The sequence below is a fragment of the Flavobacterium defluvii genome, assembly GCF_900129555.1.
In the GTDB taxonomy this organism is placed as follows: Bacteria; Bacteroidota; Bacteroidia; order Flavobacteriales; family Flavobacteriaceae; genus Flavobacterium; species Flavobacterium defluvii.
On the sequence record NZ_FQWC01000012.1, the window covers coordinates 37,021 to 49,636 of the forward strand.

Annotated in this window: 12 protein-coding genes; 8 read left to right on the forward strand and 4 right to left on the reverse strand. The window is 32.4% G+C overall.

The window, feature by feature from the left end:
* Window positions 1–70: 70 nt before the first annotated feature.
* Together BUC29_RS21740 and BUC29_RS19680 are read right to left on the reverse strand one after the other, a co-directional pair.
* Entirely contained in the window at window positions 71–802 is a 732-nt protein-coding gene (locus BUC29_RS21740; protein ID WP_073418081.1) for a hypothetical protein, read from the reverse strand.
* A gap of 162 nt (window positions 803–964) precedes the next feature.
* Window positions 965–1,405: a hypothetical protein gene (locus BUC29_RS19680; protein WP_073418082.1), complete on the reverse strand. Its 441-nt coding sequence runs from the start codon at window positions 1,403–1,405 to the stop codon at window positions 965–967.
* 181 nt (window positions 1,406–1,586) lie between these two features.
* Between BUC29_RS19680 and BUC29_RS19685 the strand changes: the two genes are divergently transcribed.
* Window positions 1,587–2,603, forward strand: a complete 1,017-nt coding sequence (locus BUC29_RS19685) for a 2-hydroxyacid dehydrogenase (RefSeq protein ID WP_073418083.1) — start codon at window positions 1,587–1,589, stop codon at window positions 2,601–2,603.
* 75 nt (window positions 2,604–2,678) lie between these two features.
* Window positions 2,679–3,275 (forward strand): hypothetical protein, encoded by a 597-nt coding sequence (locus tag BUC29_RS19690; protein ID WP_073418084.1) that lies wholly within the window; start codon window positions 2,679–2,681, stop codon window positions 3,273–3,275.
* Window positions 3,276–3,669: 394 nt separating this feature from the next.
* Here BUC29_RS19690 and lysS read toward each other — a convergent pair whose 3' ends face one another.
* A complete protein-coding gene (gene lysS / locus BUC29_RS19695; protein WP_073418086.1) occupies window positions 3,670–5,373 on the reverse strand; it encodes a lysine--tRNA ligase in 1,704 nt (567 codons plus the stop codon).
* 352 nt (window positions 5,374–5,725) lie between these two features.
* Between lysS and BUC29_RS19700 the strand changes: the two genes are divergently transcribed.
* From BUC29_RS19700 to BUC29_RS19720, 5 genes are all read left to right on the forward strand, one after another.
* Window positions 5,726–6,481, forward strand: coding sequence for a hypothetical protein (locus tag BUC29_RS19700; protein WP_073418088.1), 756 nt, complete (start codon window positions 5,726–5,728; stop codon window positions 6,479–6,481).
* A gap of 5 nt (window positions 6,482–6,486) precedes the next feature.
* A complete protein-coding gene (lipB, locus tag BUC29_RS19705; RefSeq protein ID WP_073418090.1) occupies window positions 6,487–7,188 on the forward strand; it encodes a lipoyl(octanoyl) transferase LipB in 702 nt (233 codons plus the stop codon).
* Window positions 7,189–7,211: 23 nt separating this feature from the next.
* A complete protein-coding gene (locus BUC29_RS19710) occupies window positions 7,212–8,030 on the forward strand; it encodes an AraC family transcriptional regulator (RefSeq protein WP_073418092.1) in 819 nt (272 codons plus the stop codon).
* Between the two features lie 79 nt (window positions 8,031–8,109).
* Window positions 8,110–8,709: an NAD(P)H-dependent oxidoreductase gene (locus BUC29_RS19715; RefSeq protein ID WP_073418094.1), complete on the forward strand. Its 600-nt coding sequence runs from the start codon at window positions 8,110–8,112 to the stop codon at window positions 8,707–8,709.
* Window positions 8,710–8,880: 171 nt separating this feature from the next.
* The gene (locus BUC29_RS19720) at window positions 8,881–9,735 is read left to right on the forward strand and encodes a nuclear transport factor 2 family protein (protein ID WP_139260568.1); all 855 of its coding nucleotides are present in this window, start codon (window positions 8,881–8,883) and stop codon (window positions 9,733–9,735) included.
* Window positions 9,736–9,796: 61 nt separating this feature from the next.
* On the opposite strand, the gene BUC29_RS19725 is transcribed toward BUC29_RS19720, so the two are convergent.
* Window positions 9,797–10,465, reverse strand: coding sequence for a ribonuclease HII (locus tag BUC29_RS19725; RefSeq protein WP_073418098.1), 669 nt, complete (start codon window positions 10,463–10,465; stop codon window positions 9,797–9,799).
* Between the two features lie 170 nt (window positions 10,466–10,635).
* Here BUC29_RS19725 and BUC29_RS19730 point away from each other — a divergent pair, with 170 nt between their 5' ends.
* On the forward strand, window positions 10,636–12,615 hold the full coding sequence (locus BUC29_RS19730) for a putative porin (RefSeq protein WP_073418100.1): 1,980 nt from the start codon (window positions 10,636–10,638) through the stop codon (window positions 12,613–12,615).
* Window position 12,616: the final 1 nt, after the last annotated feature.

Here is a 12,616-nt window from a genome sequence, read left to right on the forward strand (position 1 = left end):
GTTAATTTGTGAAATCCGTGTTTATAACAACAAAAAAGAGGCTTTAAAAGCCTCTTTTTTTTGATCTCAATTACATTTTATCTTTTCGGTGATCTTTCATTTTATCTTTACGCTCTTTTTGAATTGCTGTCCATTTTTTATATTGATCTGCATTCAAAATAGATTTCATTTTAGAGTCAAAAGCTTTATGATCTTCTTCCATTTGTTTTTTCATGGCTTTTCTTTCAGCATCAGTAGGTTTTACGTCAGAATCTCTTCTGCTTTTTTTCAACATTGCCATTTTAGTACTTCTGTCAGATAAAAGTTCACCAACTTGTTTTTGCTGATCGGCGTTTAAGTTCAAATCAGTTGTCAATTTTTGCAAATGAGCCTGATCACGTTCTTGTGGTGTTTTAAAGTCACCTTTTCTGTAATGACCTTTATGCTCTTTTTTTAGAGCTGTCCATTTTGTGTATTGATCAGCATTTAAAATCGCTTTCATTTTAGCATCGTTGGCTTCTTTTTCAGCTTTCATTTGTTTTTTAAAAGCTTCTCTTTCTGCATCAGTAGGTTTTGTTTTACTATCTTTTCTGGCTTCTCTAAATTTCTCTGCTTTAGCACTTCTTTCTGTCAAAAGTTGTTTTACTTGTTCCTGTTGTTTTTTATCCAAATTCAATTCAGAAGTTAACTTTTGTAAATGTTTTTCATTACGCTGTTGCAGAGTTAATTTTTCTCTTTGATCACCAGCTGGTTTCTGATTAACGTCTTGTGCAAAACTTACTATTCCAACGAATAATAAAACTGCGATAAATAACTTTTTCATAATTTCTTTTTTAAAGGTTTATGGCTATTAGACTACAGCAGGTTTTTTAAGTTTAATTGAATTGTCAGATTTATCTTTTATTTAACAGAAATCATTAATGAAAACTTAAAGCAGTTTAAGAAATAAAAAAGAGGCTCAAAGGCCTCTTTTTATCAACTCATTTTAGTTGTTTTCTTTTCTGTATTCTCTTATTTTTTCTCTCGCTTTATCTCTGTTTTTTTCCTGGATAGAATGCCATTTAGCATATTGATCCGCATTTAAAATCGCTTTCATTTTGGCGTCGTTTGCTTCTTTTTCGGCTTTTAATTCATTTTTAAAAGTTTCTCTTTCAGCAGCAGTTGGTTTTGTATCACTTTCTTTTTTAGCTTCTCTGGCTTCTCTGAATTTTTCGGCTTTGGCACTTCTTTCTGCTAATAATTGTTTTACCTGTGCCTGCTGATTAGCGTCTAAACTTAATTCTGTTGTTAATTTTTGTAACTGTTTTTCGTTACGTTGTTCCGGAGTTAATTTTTCTCTTGGTTCACGAGCTGTTTTTTGATCAGCATCTTGTGCGAAACTAGCTATTCCAACAAATAACATAGCTGCAATTAATAATTTTTTCATGATCTATTTCTTTTAAGGTTATAGCGTTTAGACTATATTAAACTAATTTGGTTTAATTTATATCGCCTAAAATGTTTATTTAACTTTTTGAGATGTAAATATTTAAAACTGTGACTTCCTAGTAAATTGAAAATATTTTCTTATTTTTAAGAGACAAACAAACATTTCAAAATAAATAGTCATGAATTCCTCTTTATCAAATAAAATAGCTTTCTTTTCGACTCAGCCTTACGATAAAGCATTTTTTAATAAATACAATGCCGATTTTGGTTTTGAACTGAATTTCTTCGAAACACAATTAAATCCGCAGACAGTTGCTTTAATTGAAAAGTGTGAAATTGTATGTGTTTTTGTAAATGATATTGTAAACGAAGCAGTTATTAAGCAACTGGCAGAAAAAAATGTAAAAATTATTGCATTGCGATGTGCAGGTTTTAATAATGTTGATTTAGAAGCAGCAAAAAAATACAACTTAAAAGTTTGTCGTGTTCCTGCCTATTCGCCACAAGCAGTTGCAGAACACGCTATGGCTATGATTTTAACTTTAAATCGAAAAACACACAAAGCTTATAATAGAGTTCGCGAACAAAATTTCTCTCTAAACGGATTATTAGGGTTTGATTTGTTCGGAAAAGCAATAGGAATTATTGGAACTGGAAATATTGGAAAAGCATTTGCAAAAATCGCTTTAGGTTTTGGCTGTAAAGTTTTGGCTTATGATATTGTTGAAAACGATGAAATGAAAAAAGATGGCGTTTCTTTTGTTGGTTTAGAAGAAATATTTAAATCGAGTGATATTATTTCGCTTCATTGTCCGCTCAACGATCAGACGAAACATGTTATTAATACAACTTCTATTTCTTTTATGAAAGACAGTGTCATGATTATTAACACAAGTCGTGGCGGATTAATTGAAACTTCGAGTGTAATTGAGGGATTGAAAGAAGGTAAAATCGGTTATTTAGGTATTGATGTTTACGAACAGGAAGAAAAACTGTTTTTTAGAGATTTATCTGCAGATATTATTCAGGATGATGCGATTCAGCGTTTGATGAGTTTTCCGAATGTTTTGGTAACGGCGCATCAGGCGTTTTTTACGAACGAGGCATTAACCCAGATTGCACTCGTAACTTTTAATAATATAAAATCATTATTGACTAAAAATGATATTGAAAATAAAGCAGCGCTGCTGGTTTAATATTGTATTTAGTATAAGAAACCTAACAGGTTTTAAAAACCTGTTAGGTTTAGAAAGTCCTTTAATTAAAATATTATGAAAAATAAAATTCTAGTTCTAATCGGAATTTTGGCATTGTATTCCTGTCAAAGTAAAACCGAATCAAAAAATATCATCAAAACGATTGTTCAGGATACTTTATCAAAAACATATGGCGGAACAGCAGATTTAAGCAATGTTACTTCCAAAGATGATAAAGCGGTTGAGCTTATTCGAAAACAATTAAATATTTTATTAAAGAAAGATCTTCCTGCAATGACAAAAGACGACCGATTCTTTTTTTATGAAGTTTTTGATTTAAACAACGATCAGCAAAATGAATATTTTGTTGGTTTCTCAAATTCCTATTTCTGCGGAAGCGGAGGTTGTTCGGGTTATATTTTAAACAATGACGGAAGTGTAATTAATCATTTCACAGTAACCGATTTTCCGATTTATATTATGACTTCTTCCACCGAAAAGTTTTATGATCTTTTAATGAAAAGCGGAGGTTTACTCCATCATATAAAAATGAAAAACGGAAAATATCCAACAAATCCTTCTATTGAAGAAAAATGGAATGGTGATATTCCAAAAGAAAGCACACAGGTTTTGGATATTTATGAGAAGAAGCTGGAGAAGTATTCGTTTTAAATTCCAATTTTAATGTAAATATAAATTTATTTAAACTGGACTGAAGTCCAGCTCTACAATATGATTTGTTCCTTCGGAACTAGAAAAAAGATTCAGCTCGATTTATGTTGTAGGGCTGGACTTTAGTCCGGAAGCTGGAGAGGTACTCGTTTTAAATTTCATTTTTAATGTAAATATAAATTTATTTAAACTGGACTGAAGTCCAGCTCTACAATATGATTTGTTCTTTCGGAACTAGAAAAAAGCTTCAGCTTGATTTATGTTGTAGGGCTGGACTTCAGTCCAGTTGCATATATGAATTGTAAAAATAAACCCGACAGGTTTTTAAAACCTGTCGGGTTTGAATATTAGTTAATCTTGGAATTTGGAATTTCCAAATTGGATTTTTAAAAAATTACCCCACCAATTCCACAAATTTAAACTCGCCGTCAACAACAACTTTAGTTAAACCGTGTTTAGATAAGTTTTTCATAGATGCATCCCATTTTTTACCGCTTAAATTAGCTGTAATTTTTAGCTGCGTTAAATCCATTCTGTTGTCATTTTTCGTAAGCAAGTCAATGATAAATTTTTCTTCATCAGAAAGTTCTACCTGAGCTTGTTTTTTCTCCGGACGCATTTGCGGGAACAATAAAACTTCCTGAATAGAAGCATTGTTTGTTAAATACATAATCAAACGATCCATTCCAATTCCCATTCCTGAAGTTGGAGGCATACCGTATTCAAGAGCTCTTAAGAAATCTTCGTCGATAATTCCGTTTGCTTCATCATCACCTTTTTCAGAAAGACGCATTTGATCTTCAAAACGACCTCTTTGATCAATTGGATCATTTAATTCAGAATAAGCATTAGCGATTTCTTTTCCACAAACCATTAATTCAAAACGCTCAGTTAAGTCTGGATTATCTCTATGTTCTTTACAAAGCGGAGACATTTCTTTTGGATAATCAGTAATGAAAGTTGGCTGAATGTAATTTCCTTCACATTTTGCTCCAAAAATCTCATCAATCAATTTTCCTTTACCCATTGTTTCGTCAACTTCTATTCCCATTCCTCTTGCAGCTTCAAACAATTCCTGCTCTGTTTTTCCAGAAATATCAAAACCGGTAAAATGTTTGATAGAATCGGTCATCGTAACGCGTGCATAAGGTGCTTTAAAGTTGATTTTGTGTTCACCAAAAGTAACTTCGCTCGTACCATTTACAGCAATTGCACAGTGCTCCAATAAACCTTCAGCAAATTCCATCATCCAGTTGTAGTCTTTGTAGGCTACATATATTTCCATTGCAGTAAACTCAGGATTATGCGTTCTGTCCATACCTTCGTTACGGAAGTTTTTAGAGAACTCATAAACACCTTCAAATCCACCAACAATTAATCTTTTTAAATACAATTCGTTTGCAATACGCATGTAAAGCGGAATATCAAGCGAATTATGGTGCGTGATAAACGGACGCGCTGCAGCTCCACCCGGAATTGGCTGTAAAACCGGAGTTTCAACTTCAAGATATCCGGCATCATTAAAGTACCCGCGCATAGCACTAAATAATTTGGTACGTTTAATGAAAGTTTCTTTAACGTGTTGGTTTACCGTCAAATCCACATAACGCATTCTGTAACGCAACTCAGCATCGTTAAAAGCGTCGTGTACATTTCCTTCTTCATCCACTTTTGGTAAAGGAAGCGGACGTAATGTTTTACTCAAGAAAGTAAAACCAGTTACACGAATACATTTTGCACCAACCTGAGTAGTAAACAATTCTCCTTCAATACCAATAAAATCCCCTAAATCGGTTAATTTTTTAAATACCTGGTTGTATAAAGTTTTATCGTCACCTTCACACAAAACATCGCGATTTACGTATAATTGAATACGTCCTTCGCTGTCTTGTAACTCAGCAAAACAAGCTTTACCCTGATCACGAACACTCATCAAACGTCCCGCAACGATAACCTTCTTACCTTCCTCAAAAGTTTCCTTTATCTGCTTTGAAGTATGATTTACAGGAAAAAGATTAGCCGGATAAGGATTGATTCCCAGATTGCGTAAATTTTGAAGTTTTTCTCTTCTGATGATTTCTTGTTCTGATAATGCCATTTTATGCTATTTTTTTAAGTGTGCAAAGATAAAGAAAAGAATGCAGAATTTAGAATGCAGTTTTTAGATTTTTTGTTACATCAATTTATTGGATTTCAAACTGTAAAATGATGGATTAATGGCGCGCAGATTTTACGGATGTAACAGATTTACACTGATTTCTTTTTCTTAGTGATAAACTTTGTCAAAGTTGAAGAAAACAAAAAAACCTGCGTTCAATTCGTTACATCCGTAAAATCTGTGACCAATTTTCAACTAAAGAACTTCCAATCTTAGAAACTTAGAATCTCAGAACCTTAGTATCTTAAAAAACAAAATACTCTTCGTATATTTGATAAAAAATTACACAACGATGAAATTATATAAATTATTAAGTTTTTCTTTTTTAATCGCAACACTTACAAGCTGTACTTTTACTGAAAACATTTATATCAATGACAACGGAAGCGGGAAGTTTTCTGTTGACATGGATGGTTCTGCATTAATGGAAATGGCCGGAGATCAAATTGGAAACCAAATGGGAGCCGACGCTAAAAAAGACATCGATTCAACTTTTACATTCAAACAATTATTTGCAGAGAAAAAAGACAGTATTGCCAAAATGTCTCCCGAAGCGCAGCAGGAAATTAAAAAACTTGAAAATTTTGTAGTTCATACTAAGATGAGTGCCGAGAAAAAACAGTTTTTAATGACTTTTGAAACTGATTTTAAAAATGTAAACGAACTTCAGGATATTTTACAAACGGCAAGTACACTACAAAAATTAGAAGGCGGAGCAGCTCCGGCAAATCCGATGGGAAGCGGTTTTGGCAATAACAACAGTAAACTAAGTTATACATACGACGGAAAGAAATTTACCCGAAAAGCCACAATCGACCAGCAGAAACTGGCAGCAGTAAAAAAAGATTCGGCTGCAGATATGTCTAAAATGATGTTTGCTTCATCAAACTATGTTATTAAATATCACTTTCCTAAGAAAATAAAAAAGGTATCAAACCCAAATGCTTTATTCAGTGACGACCGAAAATCAATTACAATTCAATACACTTTCACGGATTATATGGAGAATCCTGACAAACTTAACTTTGACGTTGAGTTTGAAAAATAATTAAAATGAATACAAAAATTCAACTTCAGGATCTGGGAAACAGAGACTATAAATCGACTTGGGAATATCAGGAAGAACTTTTTAAGGATATTGTCGATTTAAAAATCAAAAACAGAAGAGAAGAATTAGACCTGCCAACACCAAATTATTTGTTGTTTGTCGAACATCCGCATGTTTATACTTTGGGCAAAAGCGGCGATCTTGAAAACTTATTATTAAACGAAAAACAGCTCGAAGCCAAAGGAGCAACTTTTTATAAAATTAACCGCGGCGGCGATATTACGTATCACGGACCGGGACAAATTGTAGGATATCCAATTTTAGATTTAGAAAATTTCTTTACTGATATTCATAAATATCTTCGTTTTCTCGAAGAAGCGATGATTTTAACTTTAGCAGAATATGGTTTAGAATCGGGCAGAAGTGAAGGCGAAACCGGAGTATGGCTTGGCGTTGGAACTCCGTTTGCACGCAAAATCTGCGCCATGGGCGTTCGCGCTTCACGCTGGGTTACGATGCACGGATTTGCTTTAAACGTAAATGTCGATTTAGGCTATTTTGATAATATTATTCCGTGTGGCATTCGCGGAAAAGGTGTTACATCTTTAAACGTAGAACTTGGTGTGGAAAAAGTTGACGAAGAAGAAGTTAAGTCTAAAATCATTAAGCATTTAACTCAATTGTTTGAAGCTGAATTTATTAATTAAGGCTTCTGAAATAATATAATAGTATGAAAAATGCTGAAGAAAATAACAATTATCGAATTGCGGTTCCTTCAGCATTTGAAACCGTTTTTTCGCATTTCTATTTCGCAGAAAATAAAACAGAATTTTCCATAACTAAAACCTTGCTGCCAAGTTTTCAAACCATTCTGGTTTTTAATTTCGGTACAAAATCATCTTTAAAATCACAGCAGAATACTTTTCTGGAAGTTGAAAAATGCATTGTTTTAGGACCTATAAAACAAGCTTTTGATTATACATTAGAGCCCAATTCGGAGATTTTGGTTGCTAATTTTAAAGAAGATGCTTTTTACAGATTCTTCGGAAACGCACTTTTCGATTCTCTACCCGTTCATCCCGATGCTTTAATCAACGAAAACTGTTTTACTCTTTTATGGGAAGAACTTCAAAATATTCCTGATCCAAAAGAACGTGTTGATTATATTTTAGATTTCTGTAAACCTTATTTACGGGAACAAACTGTTATTACAACACTTTTAAACGATTTTCAGGATCAAAATTTAAATCCCATAAAAGCAGTTGCTTCGCAGATAAATCAAACAGAAAGAAATATTCAGCTTAATCAAAAGAAAGTTTTTGGTTATACAATAAAAGAAGCCAATCGATATGAAAGGTTTTTAAAAGCTGTTGATCGAATTCAAAAAAATATTCTAAACGAATTTAAAACGGATTGGTTAACTATCGTTGACGAATGCGGATATTACGATCAGAGTCAGCTTATTCATGATTTTAAATATTATATGAATATTTCGCCGACAAAATTCCTCAAATTTCAAAAAGATATCTGCAGTTCAAACTTAGATTAATTTCGATTTCGTTTTCTTACAATTGATGCCCAAACCTGCGTTTTACATTTGTCATGTTCAATCTTAAAAAATAGAAAACATGAAAAATTTAATTATTTACGCACATCCAAACGAATCAAGTTTAAATCATTTTTTCAAAAACACTATTGTAGAATCTTTAGAAAAATCGGGACAGGAAGTTGTGGTTCGAGATTTAAATAAAATCGATTTTAATCCGGTGCTTTCCCTGCAGGATATGCACGGACAAAGAATGGGGCAGGTTAGCGAAGATGTAAAAACAGAACAGGATTTTATTTGCTGGGCAGATCGAATTGTTTTTGTTTACCCGATTTGGTGGACAGGAATGCCGGCTATTATGAAAGGTTATATCGACCGCGTTTTTAGTTACGGATTTGCATACCGATACGATCAGGGTGTTCAAAAAGGTCTGTTAACAGGAAAAAAGACAATTATAGTAAATTCTCACGGAAAATCGAATGCCGAATATGAGGCTATCGGAATGGATAAAGCTTTGGAATTAACTTCTGATATTGGAATTTTTAAATATTGCGGACTCGAAATCCAAAAGCATTTTTATTTTGATAAGGCAGACAGGGCTTCGGCAGAGAGTATTTCTGACTGGGAAAAACAAATTAAAACTGCTTTTGAATATAAAGATGAAATCTCTGTTTTTGGATAGAAATTTATTTTACTAAAGAATTATTGAAAAAAATCTAAAATTAACTGAGTATGCGTCGAGATTTTGAATTCATTGCAAATTGAGGTGGTTTAGTAGTTTTCTAAATGTTTTTATGGTAAATTTGGTTTTATACGTAAATGTAAGCTTTAACTAAATCTAATTTAACAACTTATGAGAAAAATCTACTTTATTTGCTTCCTTTTTATGCTTAATGGTCTTTTTGCTCAAAAGAAGGATAAATTGAATCCAATTGCGATTTATGAAAAAGTTTGGCAGGAAAAAAACAGCGATGCAAGATTAAAATTAATTAAAACGGTTTGGCTGGACGACAGTACTTTTGAAGACCCTTCGGCTTCGATAAAAGGACCTGCAGCATTAAATAACGTAATAAACGAATTTTATAAAAAGTTTCCGGATGCGGTATTAACATCCGGTTCAAAAATAGTAAAAGACAATTATGTAACCTGGGAATGGAAAATTTTAGATTCAAAACAAAAGAAACTTATAATGGGCGGCCGTGATTTTGCCAGATTAAACGGCAAAGGGCAGGTAAGTAAAATAATTGGTTTTTGGAATAACGATGTAACTTTATCTGATGCCGAAGTTTTGCAAAATCTCGAAGCTGACAATTACAAAGTTGTTGCGCAATATTATGATTGTCTTTTTAAAACCAAAGATTTTATAAAAATGGCCGCATTAATCGAAGATGGGGCAATTTATAGTCAGGCTGAAGGTTTGCCCTACGGCGGAAATTATACAGGTTTTAATGAATGGACAAAAATGTTTGCCAAATCAGCAGAATATTTTGATTTAGAAATTGAAAAAGAACCGGTTTATCTGAGCGACGCGACTAAAAATGAAGTGATTATTTATTTTACAATAAAGTGCAAAGCAAAAAAATCAGGTAAAACTCTTTCGATGCCAATTTCGGAACATATTGATTTAAAGAATGGGAAAATTACCGCGGTAAGACCATTTTATTTTGATACCAAACAATTTGCTGAATTCTTAAAAGCAAGAAAATAAGTTTCCTGGTTTAACAGATAATTTTAAATAAAAAAGACTTATCAATTATGATAAGTCTTTTTTATTCTTCAAAGAAATTGAGTTCCAATTGTTCTGGTAAAAGCCTAAAACTCATTCTGTGGTATTTTGTCGGGCCATATTTTTTAATGGCTTCGCGATGTTCTTTTGTTGGGTAACCTTTATTTTGTTTCCAGTTATACATCGGGAATTCTTCATGGATCTGATCCATATATTCATCTCGATATGTTTTTGCTAATATCGAAGCTGCCGCAATACTAAGATATTTGGCATCTCCTTTAATAATACTTTGGTTGGGAATTGATTTTAATAATGTAATTTCTTCTTGAGTAAATTGTCTTCCAAAAGTATTTTTTAAACCAAGTTTGGCATTTAGCGAACGATTTCCATCCACTATTATATATTCGGGAACATGTTTTAATTTTAAAATACATTCCTGCATTCCTTTCATCGATGCATTCAGGATATTTATTTCGTCTATTTCATCAGGAAATAAATGCGTTACAGCAAAACATACAGCATGCTTTTCAATAATAGGTTTTAAATGTGCGCGGGTTTTTTCAGAAAGCTGTTTACTGTCATTTAAAATTTCATGCTCAAAATCGGCAGGCAGAATTATCGCAGCCGCAGTTACAGGCCCTGCAAGGCAGCCTCGCCCAGCTTCGTCGGTTCCGGTTTCTAAAACAAATCCTGAGAAATTTTTTGCAAGCATTTTTTGAAATTTTAAAATACAAATAGTATAAAATTTTCCACAAAAATATTCGTTTTCTTACTGTCAGCCAAGGCAATTATATAAATTAAAGTGTTTTTTTATTTATACATATTTATCATTTACCTTTGCTTAGCAAATTTTGTCGAAATAATTACATATAAAGCCATCAAATGAGAATATTCATTTTTCTATATCTATTAGTTGTACCAGCATTATTGTTTTCTCAGGAAAAGCCAAAACCCGCTTCTAAAAATAATTTAGATATGAATACGCAATATTCCAGTATAACCGATTCTGTAAAAAAGAAGAAAGCAAAAATTGCGACAATTGATCAGTATCAAATTATTACGCTTGAACATGATACGATTTATGCCGATACTTCGCTAACTATAAAAAGCGCTTATAAACAAAATCATTTGAGAAAAGATCTTTTCGGACTTTTGGAGCTTTCAAATATTGGTCAGCCGCTTAACACGTTGCAATATAGTTTAACGAGTTTTTCACCGTATCCGGAAATTGGTTTTACAGCAAAACATTTCAATTATATTCAGGCAGACGAAGTACGATATTACTCTGCAGCGACGCCTTTTACCGAATTATTTTTTAATACGACTATAAATAAAGGACAAAATGTAGATTCATTTATTACTTTAAATACATCAAAAAATCTTAATTTTTCTATTGCATACAGAGGTTTACGTTCTGAGGGAGACTATATCAATCAATTAGTAAGTGCTGGAAATTTCAGGTTTACAACAAGCTATGCCACAACAAGCAGAAGATATTCGTTGAATGCTCATTTTACTTCTCAGGATAATTCAAATGAAGAAAACGGAGGAATAACAACCGTAGAAGATTTTGACAGCGGCGATCCGGATTTTAAAAATCGTCAGCGTCTGCAGGTGTATTTGACAGATGCAAAGTCATTTTTAAAGGGAAGACGTTTGTTTTTTGATCATGCTTTTAGGATAAATCCTAAAGCCGGAAATAATAATTTATACATCAATCACCAGTTAAATTACGAAAACAAATTTTTCGAATACAATCAGCCAACAGTACTTTCTTCAGTAGATGGAATCGATGAGCCTGTAAAACGTTTTGGAGAATCGTATGTAACAAGCGGTATAAATGATCAGACTCATTTTGAAAGACTTTATAATAAAGTTGGTGTTTCTTATGAAAATTCTCTTTTAGGAAAGTTTAATTTCTTTTTGGATGATTACAGATCTAATTATCAGTATGATAAAATTATTATTTTTAAAGACAATACCATTATTCCTGATAATTTGTTTTTGCAGATTAATAATTTCGGTGCACAGTATGAATATCAAAAAAATAAATGGAACGGGAGATTCTTATATTCAAGATCAATTACAAATCAATCACTTTCTGATCTTGACGCAAAATTGCGTTATAATTTAAACGAGAAAATTCAATTTGATTTTAGATACCGTAACATTAATAAACTGCCAAACAATAACTATAATTTGTACCAAAGCAGTTACGTATCGTACAACTGGTCAAATAATTTTAAGAATGAAAAAATTAATTCGTTGGGAGCCAACATTTACACACCTTGGCTAAATGCCGAAGTGAATTATACCGTATTAAACGATCACTTGTATTTTACTGACACCGCAACTGAAGCACAAAGAGAAATTAGACAACAGCTTGTAAGACCATTTCAATACGGAAACGCGATTAACTATTTAGAAATTAAAGCAAACAGAGAATTTAAATTCGGAAAATTTGCATTAGATAATACATTATTGTATCAAAAAGTAGATCAGTCTGAAGCGATTTTAAACGTGCCGGATTTTGTAACCAGAAATACATTTTATTATACCAATTACTATTTTAAAAAGGCATTATATGCTCAGGCAGGGATTGTGTTTAATTATTTTACTAAATATTATGCTAACGATTACAACCCTGTTATAGGAGAATTTTTTGTTCAGGATAAAACCGAAATTGGAAATTATGCCACTTTTGATCTTTTCATAAATGCCAGAATTCGCCAAACTCGTTTTTATTTAAAGGGAGAACACATAAATGCTTTATTTTCAAGTAGTAATTATTATTCTACGCCTAATAATCCGTATCGTGATTTTGTCATCAGATTTGGCCTGGTTTGGAATTTTTTCCAATAAA

Coding starts and splice junctions, on each gene's coding strand:
- BUC29_RS19730 (WP_073418100.1), top strand. CDS start 10,636: ATGAGAATATTCATTTTTCTATATCTATTAGTTGTACCAGCATTATTG.
- lipB (WP_073418090.1), top strand. CDS start 6,487: ATGAATACAAAAATTCAACTTCAGGATCTGGGAAACAGAGACTATAAA.
- BUC29_RS19725 (WP_073418098.1), bottom strand. CDS start 10,465: ATGCTTGCAAAAAATTTCTCAGGATTTGTTTTAGAAACCGGAACCGAC.
- BUC29_RS19680 (WP_073418082.1), bottom strand. CDS start 1,405: ATGAAAAAATTATTAATTGCAGCTATGTTATTTGTTGGAATAGCTAGT.
- BUC29_RS19685 (WP_073418083.1), top strand. CDS start 1,587: ATGAATTCCTCTTTATCAAATAAAATAGCTTTCTTTTCGACTCAGCCT.
- BUC29_RS21740 (WP_073418081.1), bottom strand. CDS start 802: ATGAAAAAGTTATTTATCGCAGTTTTATTATTCGTTGGAATAGTAAGT.
- lysS (WP_073418086.1), bottom strand. CDS start 5,373: ATGGCATTATCAGAACAAGAAATCATCAGAAGAGAAAAACTTCAAAAT.
- BUC29_RS19690 (WP_073418084.1), top strand. CDS start 2,679: ATGAAAAATAAAATTCTAGTTCTAATCGGAATTTTGGCATTGTATTCC.
- BUC29_RS19710 (WP_073418092.1), top strand. CDS start 7,212: ATGAAAAATGCTGAAGAAAATAACAATTATCGAATTGCGGTTCCTTCA.
- BUC29_RS19715 (WP_073418094.1), top strand. CDS start 8,110: ATGAAAAATTTAATTATTTACGCACATCCAAACGAATCAAGTTTAAAT.
- BUC29_RS19700 (WP_073418088.1), top strand. CDS start 5,726: ATGAAATTATATAAATTATTAAGTTTTTCTTTTTTAATCGCAACACTT.
- BUC29_RS19720 (WP_139260568.1), top strand. CDS start 8,881: ATGAGAAAAATCTACTTTATTTGCTTCCTTTTTATGCTTAATGGTCTT.